Annotated in this window: 14 protein-coding genes; 6 read left to right on the top strand and 8 right to left on the bottom strand. The window is 62.5% G+C overall.

Annotated features, from left to right (window positions below; genetic code table 11):
- Positions 1 to 184 precede the first annotated feature (184 nt).
- Entirely contained in the window at positions 185 to 448 is a 264-nt protein-coding gene (locus VIL88_RS05295; protein WP_092182999.1) for a DUF2312 domain-containing protein, read from the top strand.
- 56 nt (positions 449 to 504) lie between these two features.
- On the opposite strand, the gene VIL88_RS05290 is transcribed toward VIL88_RS05295, so the two are convergent.
- On the bottom strand, positions 505 to 1,116 hold the full coding sequence (locus VIL88_RS05290; protein WP_331986729.1) for a hypothetical protein: 612 nt from the start codon (positions 1,114 to 1,116) through the stop codon (positions 505 to 507).
- Positions 1,103 to 2,260 carry a hypothetical protein gene (locus VIL88_RS05285; protein WP_331986727.1) on the bottom strand — a complete coding sequence of 386 codons (1,158 nt, stop codon included), beginning with the start codon at positions 2,258 to 2,260 and terminating at the stop codon, positions 1,103 to 1,105. Before VIL88_RS05285 ends, VIL88_RS05290 begins: the two co-directional genes overlap by 14 nt.
- Before the next feature lie 165 nt (positions 2,261 to 2,425).
- On the opposite strand from VIL88_RS05285, the gene VIL88_RS05280 reads away from it, so the two are divergent.
- Positions 2,426 to 3,568 (top strand): glycosyltransferase family 2 protein, encoded by a 1,143-nt coding sequence (locus tag VIL88_RS05280; RefSeq protein ID WP_331986726.1) that lies wholly within the window; start codon positions 2,426 to 2,428, stop codon positions 3,566 to 3,568.
- 68 nt (positions 3,569 to 3,636) lie between these two features.
- Here the strand turns inward: VIL88_RS05280 and dxs are convergent, their stop codons facing one another.
- From dxs to VIL88_RS05260, 4 genes are all read right to left on the bottom strand, one after another.
- Entirely contained in the window at positions 3,637 to 5,568 is a 1,932-nt protein-coding gene (gene dxs, locus VIL88_RS05275; RefSeq protein ID WP_331986724.1) for a 1-deoxy-D-xylulose-5-phosphate synthase, read from the bottom strand.
- 149 nt (positions 5,569 to 5,717) lie between these two features.
- Positions 5,718 to 7,403, bottom strand: a complete 1,686-nt coding sequence (locus VIL88_RS05270; protein WP_331986723.1) for a DUF882 domain-containing protein — start codon at positions 7,401 to 7,403, stop codon at positions 5,718 to 5,720.
- A 198-nt stretch (positions 7,404 to 7,601) separates the two neighbouring features.
- Positions 7,602 to 9,302, bottom strand: a complete 1,701-nt coding sequence (locus tag VIL88_RS05265; RefSeq protein ID WP_331986721.1) for a L,D-transpeptidase family protein — start codon at positions 9,300 to 9,302, stop codon at positions 7,602 to 7,604.
- A gap of 486 nt (positions 9,303 to 9,788) precedes the next feature.
- The gene (locus VIL88_RS05260; RefSeq protein ID WP_331986720.1) at positions 9,789 to 10,532 is read right to left on the bottom strand and encodes an SDR family oxidoreductase; all 744 of its coding nucleotides are present in this window, start codon (positions 10,530 to 10,532) and stop codon (positions 9,789 to 9,791) included.
- A 140-nt stretch (positions 10,533 to 10,672) separates the two neighbouring features.
- Between VIL88_RS05260 and VIL88_RS05255 the strand changes: the two genes are divergently transcribed.
- Entirely contained in the window at positions 10,673 to 11,596 is a 924-nt protein-coding gene (locus VIL88_RS05255) for an AraC family transcriptional regulator (protein ID WP_331986719.1), read from the top strand.
- Between the two features lie 224 nt (positions 11,597 to 11,820).
- Here VIL88_RS05255 and VIL88_RS05250 read toward each other — a convergent pair whose 3' ends face one another.
- Positions 11,821 to 12,291 carry a GNAT family N-acetyltransferase gene (locus VIL88_RS05250; protein ID WP_331986717.1) on the bottom strand — a complete coding sequence of 157 codons (471 nt, stop codon included), beginning with the start codon at positions 12,289 to 12,291 and terminating at the stop codon, positions 11,821 to 11,823.
- 376 nt (positions 12,292 to 12,667) lie between these two features.
- On the opposite strand from VIL88_RS05250, the gene VIL88_RS05245 reads away from it, so the two are divergent.
- The 3 genes from VIL88_RS05245 to VIL88_RS05235 all read left to right on the top strand — a co-directional run bounded on the left by VIL88_RS05245 (position 12,668) and on the right by VIL88_RS05235 (position 14,443).
- Entirely contained in the window at positions 12,668 to 12,982 is a 315-nt protein-coding gene (locus VIL88_RS05245) for a metalloregulator ArsR/SmtB family transcription factor (protein ID WP_331986716.1), read from the top strand.
- The gene (locus VIL88_RS05240; protein WP_331986714.1) at positions 12,979 to 13,377 is read left to right on the top strand and encodes an SRPBCC domain-containing protein; all 399 of its coding nucleotides are present in this window, start codon (positions 12,979 to 12,981) and stop codon (positions 13,375 to 13,377) included. Before VIL88_RS05245 ends, VIL88_RS05240 begins: the two co-directional genes overlap by 4 nt.
- 526 nt (positions 13,378 to 13,903) lie before the next feature.
- Positions 13,904 to 14,443 (top strand): cupin domain-containing protein, encoded by a 540-nt coding sequence (locus tag VIL88_RS05235; RefSeq protein ID WP_331986713.1) that lies wholly within the window; start codon positions 13,904 to 13,906, stop codon positions 14,441 to 14,443.
- Positions 14,444 to 14,509: 66 nt separating this feature from the next.
- Here the strand turns inward: VIL88_RS05235 and VIL88_RS05230 are convergent, their stop codons facing one another.
- Positions 14,510 to 15,403 carry a LysR family transcriptional regulator gene (locus VIL88_RS05230; protein WP_331986712.1) on the bottom strand — a complete coding sequence of 298 codons (894 nt, stop codon included), beginning with the start codon at positions 15,401 to 15,403 and terminating at the stop codon, positions 14,510 to 14,512.
- Positions 15,404 to 15,488 lie beyond the last annotated feature (85 nt).

Here is a 15,488-nt window from a genome sequence, read left to right as displayed (position 1 = left end):
CCAGCGATCATCGGGAAAACGTGCCTTCTTTGACCTTATGGGGAAGCGTTGGTCAATGGCTAATGGCCTGTTTGGGGCGAATTGAGGATATCGCAAGCTGCCGTGATGTGGATTGGATTCAAAAGGGGTTGAATGGCGGAGCCTTGTGCGATTGAAGGTCGGCAGCAAACGAAAAGGAAGTGCCATGGCCGTCGAAGACAGCGTCGCCCAGGATCAGTTGCGGGCTTTCATCGAGCGCATCGAGCGCATGGAAGAAGAAAAAGCCGCCATTGCCGCCGACATCAAGGAAATCTATGCCGAAGCCAAGGGCAATGGCTTCGACACCAAGATCCTGCGCAAGATCGTCTCCATCCGCAAGCAGGATGCCAACGAGCGCGCCGAGCAGGAGGCCATCCTTGAGCTCTACATGGCGGCCCTCGGCATGGTGGAAGCGCCGCCGGAAGACTGAGCCGCGCCCGCAGCTACTCGAGTTCAAGCAAACGCCCGGCCCAGCGCCGGGCGTTTCTATTTGGATGTCGGCGTGACACTGGCGGCGCTGAGCTTTACCGCACGCCAGTGGGTATTAGAGACGCGGCCCTTGCTTGGGTCGATGGCGTCGGGGAAGTCGAGCTGAATCGTAAGCTTGCCTGCGCCGTCGATAACTGCGGCCGGTACGGCGGTGGTGAAGCGATCGGTGCGTCCGGGCGTGACTTCGAGCGTGCCAAGTGCCACTCCATTGGCCGAGACGTCGACATGTTGCACCGGCGGACCTTCGAGGCTGACGCCGGTCAGCTCAAGCATCAGCGACAAGGGTTGGGCGGCACCCACGTCAAACAGGAGGCGCGAGGTCTCGCCGATGGAGTGCATGCCATCGCCCGCCGGACCGTCCCAGCCGCATGGCCGTAGTTCACGCGTGTTCGGGCCGCCCGAGCGGAAATTGATCTCGGTGCCCAGGGTATATTCGCCGGTCACCGGCTGGCTGAGGCAGGTATTAGTGCGGTCGATGTAATAGGCGCGGTAGTTGTCCGACACCTGCGGATGAAGCGCCTGCAACAGCACGGCCAATTCGAACACGGCCAGCAGCGCCGCCAAGCCATAGGCGCCAAAAGCAATGGGGCTGCGGTCAAACAAGCGCAAGATTGCCTCCGAACCAGGCTAGGGTGACAAACCAGGCGCTGACCAGCAGGGTCACGAGGCTCAGGGCGAACAGCCAGCGCCAGCGCGCCAGCAGCGTCATCAGGGTGATGGTGAGCGGCGCCATCGCCACCATGAAGCGCAGCATGGAAGCAAGGCCCGCGGCGAGCGGGATGAGGATCGCGAGCAGTGCAAACAGCGCGGCAGGCCATTGCCGGCGCCAGCCAAGAACCGCGGTGAGCGCCAGGCCGGCGACAGCCGAAAGCGCAAGGACCTGCGAGTGGGTCAACCACTGCCCCGGCGTCGTCGACCAAGCCGTCAGCCCTTGCCAGAGATAGCCGAAGGGATTGCCGACCTGCCGCGCCCAGGCGCGCTGGACATGGCTGAAGGCCAGGCCATCGCCGATCCAGTAATGGAGAAAGGCGATATAGAGAAAGAGCCCGAGCGGGGAGAGGAAGACAGCAAGGACCAGCTTGGGCTGCCCCAGCAGGCCCGGCAGCCAGCCGCGCCACGAACCTGTGGTGCGCCGCCGATCCAGCAGCGCCTGCAGCCCAAGGGACAGCGACACAAAGACGCCGATGATGCGGGTGCCCGAGAGGAGGGCTGCCGCAGTCGCGGCACCCAGATAGTTGCTGCGGCCAAGAAAGCGGAAGACCAGCGTGGTCAGGAGGACGAACATCACTTCGGTGAAGAAGGTGGTGAAGTAGATCGAGATCGGGCCGCTGAGGATGAAGGCGGCATAAAGCGCATAGGCACGGCGACTACGCCCCAGCAGCGGCCAAGCCACGACCACCGCCACGTAGGCGGTCACGATGGACATGAGGCTCGCAAGAACGATCGTTGGGATGGGCAGCAGCTTGCCCAGGGCACCCACCAGGATGGGATAGAAGGGGAAGAAGGCCCAGTTGGCCGCCGCCACGCGATCGGGCACCGGAAAGCGGCTATACCCGTCTTCCGCCAGATTGACGTACCAGATGCAGTCCCAGCGGCACATGGCGCCGAAATACTCGGTCCAGGGCGTGTCGGGCTGATGATAGCGGAAGGCAAGGAAGCGGATCAGCGTGCCAGTCAGCACGAACAGGAGCGGCAACAGCAGGACGAAACGCGTGAGCCGATCCTGCTGGCCATCGACGCTAGGCTGATACACGGCCCCTCCCGAATTGTGCCAAGGCTGCTGATTGGCATAAACGAGGTTGGCGCACACCTGCAAGCAGTGCAAGGCAGCCATGGCAGGAACGCGTGCAACCTTATGACAGGCTTATGCTTTGTAGCGGCTGCCTGTAATGGCTTTGTGCAACCGAGTTCCCCATCTATGTCGATCGGCCCGACCACAACCACTTCCGCCATCCAGCAGCCCGTCAGCTACCACCCGCCCCAGCTGGCCGTGATCGTTCCCAGCTACAACGAGCGGGACAATATCGAGTTGCTGTACGAGAAAGTGGCGCTGGCCCTGAGCGGCACGCCTTGGGAAATGATCGTCGTGGACGACGACAGCCCCGATGGCACGGCCGACCTCGTCAATGAACTCAGCCGCGTCTATGCCAATATCCGCTGCCTGCGCCGATTCGGCCGGCGCGGCCTGGCTTCGGCGTGCGTCGAAGGCATGGCCGTCACCTCTGCACCCTATGTGGCGGTGATTGACGGTGACCTCCAGCATGACGAAACCATCCTGCCCGTCATGCTGGAAAAGGCAGTGGCTGGCGCCGATCTCGTGGTTGGCTCGCGCTTTGCCGAGGGCGGTTCGGCCGGCAACGGGCTCAGCGCCACGCGCCTTTCGGGCAGCAACTTCGCCAACAAGCTTGCGGGCATGATTGCAGGGCAGGCGGTAAGCGACCCGATGAGCGGCTTCTTCCTGATCCGCCGCGAGGCGGCGCTCAAGGCCGCGCCGAAGCTTGCCAGCGACGGGTTCAAGATCCTCATTGACCTCATCGTGACCTCGGCGCGCATGGGCACGCCGCTCAAGACCGCCGAGGTGGGCTATACCTTCCGGCAGCGCCATGCGGGCGAGAGCAAGATGAGTCCGTTGGTGGTCATCCAGTATCTCGGCCTCTGGCTGTCCAAGCTCACCGGCGGGGCACTGCCGCCGAGCTTCCTCCTGTTTGGTCTTGTCGGCGGTACCGGTGTGGTCGTGCACCTGCTGACCCTGGGCCTCTTCACCTCCGTGCTGGCGCAGGGATTTGTGGTGTCGCAGATCGCGGCAACGCTGATCGCGATGACCTGGAACTTCTTCCTCAACAACAACCTGACCTATTCGGACCGCAAGCTGCGCGGCAAGCGCCTCATCACCGGGCTCCTGAGCTTTTTTGCCATCTGCGCTCTGGGCGGGGTGGCCAATATTTCGGTGGCCAGCGCCATCTATGCCTGGGATCAGCAGACCTTTGTAGCCGGTCTCGCCGGCGCGGTCATGAGCTCGGTGTTCAACTATGCCGTGACACGCGCCTTCACCTGGAAGTAGGGGCGACACGTTGCCCAAAAAAAGCCCGCGGAGCGATCCGCGGGCTTTTTGTCTAAGCAGGAAACAGGTTAGCTGAGCTGGTTCAGCGCCTTGGCCTTGGCGGCCTCATCGTAACCCAGGGTAGTCAGCGCCGTGGCGACAATGCCGGCGCGATCCAGCCCTGCGGCGGCATACATGTCCGCCTGGCTGGCATGCTCGTCGAAGCGGTCCGGGATCATCAGCGGGCGGAAGCGGAGCTTGCCATCGAGCAGGCCGTTGCTGGCCAGGAAGGTCGCGACATGGCTGCCGAAGCCACCAATCGAGCCTTCCTCGGTCGTGAGCAGCACGTCATGGGTGGTCGCGAGCTGCGCGATCAGTTCTTCGTCGAGCGGCTTGAGGAAGCGCGCATCGGCGATGGTCGGGTTGAGGCCCAAAGCCGCCAGCTTGTCGGCGGCGGCGAGGACTTCACCAAGGCGGGTGCCATAGCTCAGGATGGCAATGGTCGCGCCCTGGCGCACGATCCGGCCCTTGCCAATGACCAAAGGTTCGCCACGCGCCGGCATGTCAACGCCCAGCCCGTCACCGCGCGGATAGCGGAAGGCGATCGGACCCTGGTCATAAGCGGCAGCCGTCGCCACCATGTGGCGCAGTTCGGCCTCGTCGCTGGCCGCCATCTGCACCAGGCCCGGAATAGCACCAAGATAGGCGGCATCATAGTTGCCGGCATGGGTGGGGCCGTCGGCGCCCACGAAGCCGGCCCGATCGATGGCGAAGCGCACCGGCAGGTGCTGGATCGCCACGTCGTGGATCACCTGGTCATAGGCACGCTGGAGAAAGGTCGAGTAGATGGCGCAGAACGGGCGCATGCCTTCGCTGGCCATGCCGGCGGCAAATGTCACCGCATGCTGCTCGGCAATGCCGACGTCGAAGATGCGGCTCGGATGCACCTGGGCGAACTTGTCCAGCCCTGTGCCTGTCGGCATGGCGGCGGTCACCGCCACGATGCGCGGATCGTCATTGGCCTCCTGGATCAGCGTCTCGGCAAAGACGCTGGTATAGGAGGGGGCGTTGGACTGCGCCTTGGCCTGCGCACCGGTGATGACGTTGAACTTGGACACGCCATGGTACTTGTCGGCCGAACTCTCGGCCGGGGCATAGCCCTTGCCCTTCTGGGTCACCAGGTGAATGAGGATGGGCCCAGCATCGGCGTCGCGGACGTTTTCGAGGATAGGCACCAGGTTGTCGAGGTCATGGCCGTCTACCGGACCGACATAGTAAAACCCCAGCTCTTCGAACAGCGTGCCGCCGGTAAAGAAGGAACGGGCAAATTCCTCGGTCTTTCTCGCCGGCTCGTGGAGGAACGAGGGCAGCTTGCTGACCACCGTCTTGGCCGCCTCGCGGGTGCCGCGATAGACGGGACCGGAGACCAGCCGGGCCAGATAGGTGCGCAGGGCGCCGGTGGGCGGCGCTATGGACATGTCGTTGTCGTTGAGGATCACGATCAGCCGCGCATCCATGGCACCGGCATTGTTCATCGCTTCATAGGCCATGCCCGCCGACATGGCGCCGTCGCCGATGACGGCGATCACATTGCGCTTCTGCTCGAGCAATTCGCTGGCCACAGCCATGCCGAGGCCGGCGGAGATCGACGTCGAGGAGTGGCCGGCGCCGAAGGGGTCATACTCGCTCTCGGCGCGGCGGGTGAAACCGGAGAGGCCGTCCTTCTGGCGCAGGGTGCGGATACGGTCACGACGGCCGGTCAGGATCTTGTGGGGATAGGCCTGATGCCCCACGTCCCAGATGATGCGGTCATGCGGCGTATAGAACACGGCATGCAGCGCGACCGTCAGTTCCACCACGCCCAAACCGGCGCCAAGATGCCCGCCGGTGACCGACACGGCATCGATCATCTCCGCCCGCAATTCGTCGGCCAACTGGCGCAGGTCCTCGCGCGGCAAGGCGCGCAGATCGGCCGGAGAGGCGACGGTGTCGAGGAGCGGGGTCACGGACTTGTCGGCCAAGCGGAGGTCCTTTGCCAGAGCGGTCGGGGTCCGGAGCAGGACCGGTCAGAAGTCTTTAGGCCGCGGGCAGGGGCATTGCAACAAGCGTGCTCCCACCTGGCGGCATCGTCAGGTGGTGCTAGCGGAGCAAGTCGCCTGAATTGCGGCGGCTAGTTGGCCGCTGTTGCGATCGGCTTTGCGGTGACAAACTGGGTGTGGGACAACTCGGCTGGTGCATCGCCTACGCCCATCACCGTCACATACTTTCCCATTTCGGCCGTGGGATCGAAATCGGCTTCGTCACGATCCCAGATGGTGGCGAAACGGTCCGTCGCCAGTGGCTCGGGAATGGTCAGGACATCGGCCACATGCTCGAAGTCGGGGGCGACCATCTCCGGCTTGCGCATGTCGCCGGCGACGGGACGCTTGGCAATGTGCTGGGCAAGGGCTTCGGCTACAGGCTCGTTTTGTTGGGCAGCGCTGAAGGTGCTGCTGAAGAGATCGGTCACGGTTGGCGCAGAGGGCATGCTGCCGCCGAGCGAGGCGGTGCGCAGGCCAGAGGCGCCGGTCAGCGGCGGCAGGATGGCCTGGCGCGTTGCCGGAGCAGGCGGCACGGATGTCGCGCCGGCGCCTTCGATGATCGTTTCCAGCGCGCGCTGGGCCGATTCATCCTGTGCCAGGGGCGCGAGGTAGGCCGTCATGGTCTCGGGCTTTTCGGGCGCAGTCATGATCAGGCGCGGCTGCGGCACCGGAGCGGTCAGCGCCGCAAGGGCGGTCACGGCATCGCCCGCCGGCAGGGCCGAGGCGGTCGCAACGCGCAGGCGCTCGGACTTGGTGGCCGGAACAGGGGCAGAGGCCACCGTCACCAGTTCGGATGGGTCGAGCGGAGCGCTGCCGGTGGTGGAGAATGGAATGGCTTCGGCGGCAGTTGCCGCGGGCGCTTCGACAGGCGCCATGACGCCGCCAAAGGCTGCCGGTCGCATGGCCGGCATGGGTGCCGCAACGGGGGTCGTGGCTTCAGGCGCGACGCTTGCGACCTGAACCGGGGCGGGCGCCGGTGCTGCCGCCGCTGGTGCTGCGGCAGGGCGCTGGTTGTTGCCGCCGCCAAAGAACATGTCCATCAGCGACTTGCCGCTGCCGCCTTCGGCAACGCGTGTGCCGGAGGAGCCGCCGTCGCAGGGATAGCGGTGGCACTGTTTCCACTCGGCCATGGCAATCTGGTAGCCCTCCTGTGACAGCGGCTTGCCATCGGTCGGGAGATGCATGGTGCGGCCGTCGGGGAAAATTTCCTTGAGTTGCGCGCGGGTCATGCGCGGCCAGGCCCGCACCGAGCCGACGTCGAGATGCACGAAGGGGCTGCCCGAGGTGGGGTAGTAGCCGACGCCGCCGAACTGCTTGCGCATGGCCACCGCGCGGAGCTTGGCCAGCGGCACGCCGGGAATAAAGAAATCCATCGCGGTGCCGCGCATGTGCTGGGAATTGTCGGCCACGCCGGCCGAGGTCTTGGCCAGCATCGCATTGGTCTGGGGCGAGCGGTAGGCGGAAACGACGTTGATCGGCTGGCTGGCGCCGACTTCCTGGTAGACTTCCCACACCAGGTCGAACAGGCGCGGGTCCATGCGGGCCGGCTCGTTGCGGCGCCAGTCGCGCAGGAAGACATTGAGCTCACTGAGCCCGGACTGGACATACTGCCCGTTGCGCTTGAAGACGATGCGGGCCGTTTCCTTGGTATGGGTATAGTAGAGGTAGAGCGCCCGTTCCGAGGCGGCAGCGGCGCCGGTCGTCGCCTGGGGCAGGATGACGGTGATGCTCAACAGGACGGCCATCAGAAGCCGCACGAATTGGTGCTGTTTCAAAAAGGATGTCCCCGTCACGCCAAACTCTGCCCGGTTGATGCCAGTTGTCGTCAGACCTTAGCGCTAAAATCGATCGATTTGATTAACGCTAACAAGTTCTCAAGCAGCTGCCGGAGCCCGTCCGGGAAGGATCATAGTGGACAAAAGGCGGCGCAACCAAGGCGAAATTGTAAACAGCGGATTAACCGGGACCTCCCGTCAGGGGGAGAGCTCGTCAACTACGGCATTTACTTCGGCAATGATCTCGGGCGCGATCGTGGGCGCGGCCAGCCCCATGGCCTCGATCAGCTTGGCATTGTGGCCATAGACGTCGCCATAGGACTTGAGCGCACCATCGCTGCCGACCCGCAGGGTGAAATAGGCAAGGTGGACGGGGATCTGCGTCTCGGGATTTACCCAGCGTTCCTGCGAACCGAACATGGCCTCGAGCGAAGCGCGCGAGATGTTGGGCTCATTGGCCATCAGCGCGTCGGCAAATTCCATCGGGTTTTCCACGCGCACGCAGCCATGGCTGAAGGCCCGTGCCGAGCGCGAGAACAGCGACTTGGACGGCGTGTCGTGCAGGTAGACGTCGTGCTTGTTGGGGAACAGGAACTTGATCTGGCCCAGCGCATTGCCCGCGCCGGGGCGCTGGCGCACCCGGAAGGGGAAGTTGCTGGTGCTGACCATGCTCCAGTTGACCTGCCAGGGGCTCACCGGCTCGCCCTGGTAGAGCAGGTCCATGTTCTGGTTGTCGATATAGGCTGGGTTCTGCAACACGGCCGGCGCGATCTCGCCCTTGATGATGGACGAGGGCACGTTCCAGTACGGATTGACCACCAGGTGCCGGATATTGTCGGAAAAGACCGGCGTCTGGTTCTTGGTCGTGCCGACCACCACGCGCGTCGTATATTCTTCCTGCCCATCGCGGTTGATCGCGAGGCGGAATTCGGGAATGTTGACGAAGACGTTGAAGGCGCCGAGCTCCCGCGGCATCCAGCGCCAGCGTTCCATGTTGGCGATGATGTCAGCCTTGGTGACCGGCACGCCGCCGTTGAGGGCCGTCAGCGTTGCCGGGCCCATGACGCCGTCGACATCCAGGGACTGCGTCGCCTGGAACGCCTTCATGGCTTCCACCAGTGCATCGTCATAGACGAGGCCATCCACGGGCGGCAGCTCGAGCCGTGTGCGAAGCGCCGGCACGCGCGGGTCGCTCATGCCGGGCTTGAGGCTCGGACCGGCAGCAATCTGCAACGGTCTGTCATCGGCCTTGTCGGCGAACGTCGCCAGCGCCTGCTTGAGCGCCAGGAATTCAGGATGGGTCGGCTCGAGTGCCGCAAGCACGGCCACCGGATCGGCGCTGGAGGCAAGCTGGGTCAGAAGGGCCGCGCCGTCGAGTTGCTTGGGCTCGATGTCGAGCAGCTTGTCCACCGACTGTGGCCGGATGCGACCGGTATGGATATGGGTGGCATAGCGCAGGGTGGCGGCGGAAAACTCGGTCTCGAGCGCCGCCTGGCGGGCGGCGTCGCCCTTGGCCGCCTTGGGATCGAGGCTGGGACTCAAATAATCCGACGGCCGCAGGCCCTCGCTTTCGGCTGCCTCGAACAGCTTGAGGATCTTTTCGGCCGCAGGTGAAAACGTCACGTCGCCATTGGCCGCGGTGTCCAGCCAGATGGGCTCGAAGTGCCGGCTGCCATAAAGGAAATAGAGCTTTTGCGCCTCGGAATAGGCGGCGCTGTTCTCGCCGGCGGTGCCATAGGCCCGCGACAGGTTCTGCTTGATGATCTCGGCCAGCGGCGACTGCGGCGGCGCGATCACCACCGGGCTCGCGGCCAGCCCCGCAACCTCCTGGGCCACGGCGGGCAACACACTGCCAAGACCGGCCACGAGGGCCACGACAGACACCAGGATCTTGTTCATCTGAGCTCCATGCACGGCTACGCTGCAACGGGACGCGTCAGGCTTTTCGTCTCCCGACGCACCATTTCAGCGCTGCCCAGCAATAAACTGCAAACCTTAACGGGAGCAATCACTCGCAGCTTTGTGAGCGCCGCCTGTGCCCAAGGCGCAACGCTATGCAGTCCCAACGAAAGCGCATCAAATTCCCTACGAAGCGCAACAACTCGGCCTGGCTGTCGATGACGCAGGCTATGGTTGCCGACCGCCGTTTGCACTGGTCGCTGCGACAAGCGCTAGGCCATAGCTCTCGCTGCCGAAATGGATCGGCGATAATTGTTGAGTTTTTCAATGGAGCCGCTTGAGTTCCCCGGGGCAGGAACTCTAGCGATCTGCACCGAGGTTGCCCAAGAAAGTCTTCTTCTACCCCTCGCGTAGTCTGCGACTAGGAGGTTCAGGTTGGCTGTGGCATGAAGCCCTGGGCCAACCTTTCTGGTTTGCGCAGGTGGATCAGCCGTTCAGGCGAGCAAACGACTCCGCGTAACGCCCTTCGCGCTCTGCGAACCTCTGGAAGCTGGCACGCTGTACGATGATCTCTTCCGCATTGGGCTGCTGCTCGAGCAGGGTGAGGGTTTCAGAGATATAGTCGTCGAGAGGCATGGCGTTGGGATCACTGGCCTGCTGCTTGCCGGTCAATTCGGTCTGCACATAGGGCGGCACGAGTTCAATCACCTGGAGTCCAGTGCCGCGCAACTGAACACGCAGGGTCTGGCTATATGAATGGATCGCCGCCTTGGTGGCGCAATAGGTCGGAAAAGGCCCGCGTGGCAGGTAGGCTAGACCCGAGGAAACGGTCAGCACGGCGCCAGACGGCCTGGACAGCAGGTGCTGCAGCAGGGCTGCGGTCAAACGGATCGGCGCCAGCAGGTTGGTGGTTATCGTTGCTTCAGCGGTCGCCCTGTCATTGGCCTTGACGTCTTCGGGACGCATGATGCCCGCATTGTTGACGAGCACGTTGAGCTCGGGGAATTCCTCGACGATTTGAGCCGAGAAATCCGTAATGGCTGCAGCATCATCCACATCAAGCTCACGGGTGTGGATGGCCGGGTTGGCGGCCTTGACCGCGGCTAGCTTGGTGGCGTCGCGCCCGGTGACGATGACGTTGTTGCCTTTGGCGAGGAGGGCTTCGGCAAGCGCGCGACCGATGCCGCTATTGCCGCCCGTGATCAGGATGGTGTTGCCGGTGATGTTCATGCTGTGCTCCGATGTTTGGCTGCAGCTTCAGTAGCGCTGCCCAACATCGCTCGCCTGCCACATCCTCGAATGGGCATGCCTATTCCTCTAATCTTGCACCACCCTCATCTGGAACTTGCCTCCGAAAGCCGATATGGCTCATGCCTGATCCTGTGGAGACGCTTGCCATGCTGGACGCACTTGCCGCAAAAGTTCTTGCCTATGCCGACTCCTGCGGGATGGGAGAAGAGCCCCAACAAACAGCCGTTGCGCGCCTGGGCGTCTCCCGCCATAGAAGCGTCACCGCGTTTGCGCCGGTACTCTACGAGCCGCTGTTCTGCCTGGTTCTGGACGGCGGGAAACAGGCTCTGCAGGGCGACGAGATCGTCGATTTTCCCAAGGGCCATTCTGTGATCGTGGGTGTCGACCTTCCGACACAGACGCGCATCAACCAGGCCTCTGCGGACCACCCCTATGTGGCGTTGGCGCTCAAGCTTGACATGGGTTTGATCCGCGAGCTGGCTGCACGCGAGCCGGTGGCCGGAACCAGCGCTCATGGCGCGCCAGCGATCTCGGCTGCGGAAGCGGACGATGCCATTATCAACGCGATGGGGCGCTTGTTTTCATTGCTCGAGAAGCCACAGGCCACGCAGGTTCTTCATCCCCTGCTGATGACGGAGATCCACTACTGGCTGCTGTTCGCCCAGCATGGCGCGCTGCTGCGCCAACTGGCCAGTGCCGACAGCCATGCAGCAAGGATCGCGCAGGCCATTGCCGTTATTCGCAGCAAATTCGAGCAGGTGCTGGTTGTTGCCGATCTCGCCAGTTCTGTCGGCATGAGCGTTTCGGCATTCCACCTGCACTTCAAGGCGATCACCGGAACGACGCCGTTGCAGTTCCAAAAGCGCCTGCGCCTGATCGAGGCGAAAAGGCTCATGCTTGCCGAGCGGCAATCGGTGTCCAGCGCGGCCTATAGCGTCGGCTATGAAAGCCCGACGCAGTTCTCGCGCGAATATGCCAGAATGTTCGGGCGCCCGCCGGTCAAGGACGTTGGCATGCCGGGGCCGGTGCTGTTGTCAGCCTAAAGCAGCTTCTAGGGGACAGATAAACCTCTTGCTAGCCGCAAGGTCCGAGACAGACTGCTTGAGCCTTGTACTAACCGGAATCTGCTTCATCGCTTCCCACCCCTAAGTGCCGCCGGGACCTAAGCGGACCGACTGCTTTCAGGAAATTGAAGTGGCACTTTGAACGACCGAAAGGGGGGCGCCAAACGGACTTCCGCCCCAATGCTCGGCATGGGGCACCTCTACTATGGTAGAGCCTTGGTCATGACTGGAACGACTGGTCCAAGCGCCGTCTTCGCCTCGCCCGCAATCAAGAAACCCACGGACTTGTAGAACTCGACAGCCCGTACACCTGCCACGACACGTATACCGGCTGCCTGCCGAGCGACGAGATGATGCTCGACTGCCTCGAAAAGCAGGCGCCCGACGCCCCGGCGCCAGTACTTCGGATCGACGAACATCCCGTCGAGTTCTGCCTCGGCGCTTCCAGACACAAGATACGATGCGAAACCTATGGGAACGCCATCGCACTCGGCCAAGATCACCTGACCGCTGGTAATCAGCCCTGGATCGAGCTGCAGGTACTCGGGCTTGTCCAACAATTGTTGAAGCACTTCGCCCGTCTCAACCGCCAGGGATGCCCTGCACATAACGTTATTAAGCTGCTGAAGGTCGTCCAGCTCAGCTCGCCGAATTGTCGCTGTGAGGTTGCTCATCACAGAGAAGTAGGTTTCGCTCCCTGAGCGGTCAATGACCGCGGCGGAGTTCTAGCTCAACGGTTGGCTTGCGCTCTGAAAAATGCGTTCGTCATTGCCGCTTGCGACCCGTTTTCGTCGTCGGTTTAACTTTCAAGTTTTTCAATAGCAGTCGTCATTGGCTTCGGTCCGAAGCGTCAGTGTGGAACGGCACAGAATCGAGCAGGTGGACGTGCTTCCTTCTTCACCCTGCTGCATGGGTTAGCCAAGCAGGCGAGCCGACTTAGATCGGGATGTGAGACTACGGGCCCTCGATCGCTGGCCGCAAGGACGCAAGCCAACAGCAAAATGTGTCGGGCATAGTTGACATGTCGGATAATTCCGACATAATGAGTTTATGAACACCGAACCCGTTTTCGCCGCCCTGTCTCACCCGGTTCGCCGCCGGGTCGTCACCATCCTTCTAGATGGAGAGAAAACAGCAGGATCGCTTGCGGTCCAGTTCGACTTGAGTCGGTCGGCTGTGTCTGAACATCTCGGCATTCTGCGGCAGGCTGGTCTGGTGGTCGAGAAAAAGTCAGGCCGTGAAAGGTTCTATTCGCTCAATGCACAACCCCTCGTTGAGCTTCGATCCTGGCTCGCACCCTATGAGGCTTATTGGAAAACGCGCCTGAACACCTTGGCTCGTCAAATTGAGGACGAAAACAAATGACCCTTCAGACTGTTGTTGTTGAACAACCGATCGCAGCATCGCCGGAGAGAGTTTGGGAGCGTATCTCGACCCCATCCGGCATCGCACAATGGTGGCGACCGGGTGAAATCGCCCCGATTGTCGGACACGAGTTCACAATGGACATGGACAAGTGGGGTCAAATTCCCTGCCGCGTTATTGAAGTGCATCCTGGCGAGAAATTAGCCTACACTTTTGGCGACTTCGAATTGCATTGGAGCACAAAGCCAGCGAAGGAAGGCTGTGTCCTGCTCCTGGAACATCGTGGCTTTGACCTTGATAACCCCCAGCACCGCTTCGCATTCGAGAACATGGGTTCAGGCTGGCGTACTATTGTACTCCCGCGACTAGCGGAAGGCGTGAACGCAGCAGCCTAGCTGATGACGTGGTGCACAGCCTATGCCCGGAACCACTATCCATTTGCGGCCCTCCGGCAGGCTAAGGTGGGCGCCAAGCCATATGTCTGGGAAACTATCATACGCGTTCAGCTCCCCGTTCACTGAAGATTGGCACATTGCCGATGCTCAGTGAACAACTGGAGCGGGCGAGAAGTGCTTGGTGCGACAATCAACATTTATGCACACACCGGCTAGAGCCGAATGTCTTCGATCACCATCCGCACTAAGACAGCGTTGGGGGAAGCCGGTGTCTGCTTAGCTCGGTTAGGAGCCAAAAGCGGTCATTCCCTTCACCACCCTAAGCTGTCCGTCAGCTGCAGGGCCCTAACCCTCTTCGCGGTCGGTATCGGCTTGCGGGGAAGCGCGTTTAGAGTGTGACCGGTTCTGGATCGGCCAAATTGCGCTCCTCTTATCGTTCCGCCGGCGAGACGATCCGTCCAAATTCCGTGGCTCCCGCCCATGACTGTGGCGCCTTAGATTTGCTCTTGTCCAAAGGAGATGTGACATGAGCAACCAGGCAACAGACGCAAACAACACCCTTCCCGCCGATGATCTTTCCCGCAGCGCCACCATCGTCCATGCCGATGACGCAGGGCTGACGCATCTGGGGGTTGGTGCCGGAACCTATACGATCCTCGTTTCGGGCGAGCAGACCGGCGGCCGGTACACGATGATCGACATGCTGGTTCCGGCAGGTGGCCCTCCGCCGCACCGGCACGATTTCGAGGAGATCTTCCATGTTCTCGAAGGCGAGCTGGAGGTGACGTTCCGGGACGAGGTTTATCATGTGGGTCCGGGACATACCGTCAACATTCCGGCCAATGCCCCGCATGGCTTCCGCGTGGTTTCCGCGACGCCTGCCCGCTTCCTCTGCATCTGCCTGCCGGCCGGACAGGAAGAATTCTTCAAGCTCGTCGGTGAAGTGCTGCCGACCCGCACGAGCACGCCGACGCCACCCACGCCCGAGGTCATTGCCGAGCGTCGCGCCATCATGCTGGCCAATGCCGCACGCTTTCACAGCGAGTTCCTGCCGCCACGTGCCTAACCCGTTTGGACAAGCAAGACATCATGCGGCCGGTGCACAAGATGCAGCGGCCGTTTTGCCTCGCTATCACCCGGCCACATAGGCGGCCAGTTCGTCCGGAGCACCTTTGGGAAAAGCCAGGCGCAGATGCTCGAGGAACGCGGAGACGCGGGCACTTAGCAGCCGCCGCGAGGGGTAGAGCGCCCACAAGCTGATCTCGGGCACATCGACGTCGCCCCAATGCACCAGACGTCCTGCGGCCAGGTCATGGCTGACCAGGGAAATGGGCAGCCGCCCCACGCCGGCGCCGGCGCGAACGGCGTCGCGGACCATGGGCAAGGACGACAGTTGCAGGATTGGGTCGACCGCAAGGCTGGCGGAGCCGGAGCCCGGTCGAAGCTTCCAGGCCGTCGCACGCTCCCCCGAAACCCGGACCACTGCAGGAACGGGCCTCCCGTCCGTGGGGCGCTGGAGGGCCGGGTTTGCAACGATCACCAGCCGGTCATGAAGGAAGGCGCGGCCGACGAGGCTTTCGTCTGGGGCTGGATTGACGCGGATCACCAGGTCATAGGCCTCCTCAATCATGTCGACGGGGCGATCGTCGGTTGTGACCTCCAGCTGGACCTGCGGATACTTCATGGCGAATTCGGCCGCCAACCGCCCCATCGCCGTCTGCGAAAACAACAAGGGTGCGCTGATCCGCAGCCGACCACGTGGATTTTCACCGCCCGAAGCAATGGCCGCTGCGGCCTCGTCGAGTTCGGTCAGTAAGGTGCCCGTTCTTTCGAACAAGGCCCGTCCTTCCTCCGTAAGCTTCAGCGCCCTGCCGCCGCGCTCGAACAGGCGAAGCTGCAGACTTGCCTCCAGTTCGCTCACCCGGCGGGACAATGTCGCCTTGGGTCGACCCGCCTCCCGGGCCGCTTTGCCGAAGCCACCATGACGCGCCACCAGATTGAAGTCGGCAAGAGCGAGCAGGTCCATGTGTTCCACCTACGAGACGATGGGTCTAGATATAGCGTCTATTGGCGATCAGGTGGATCGCTAAATTCGGGGTGTCTTCTTAATC

Origin of the sequence: Devosia sp. (assembly GCF_036563435.1) — a bacterium.
Taxonomy (GTDB): domain Bacteria; phylum Pseudomonadota; class Alphaproteobacteria; order Rhizobiales; family Devosiaceae; genus Devosia.
This window is presented reverse-complemented; position numbering and strand designations above follow the sequence as displayed.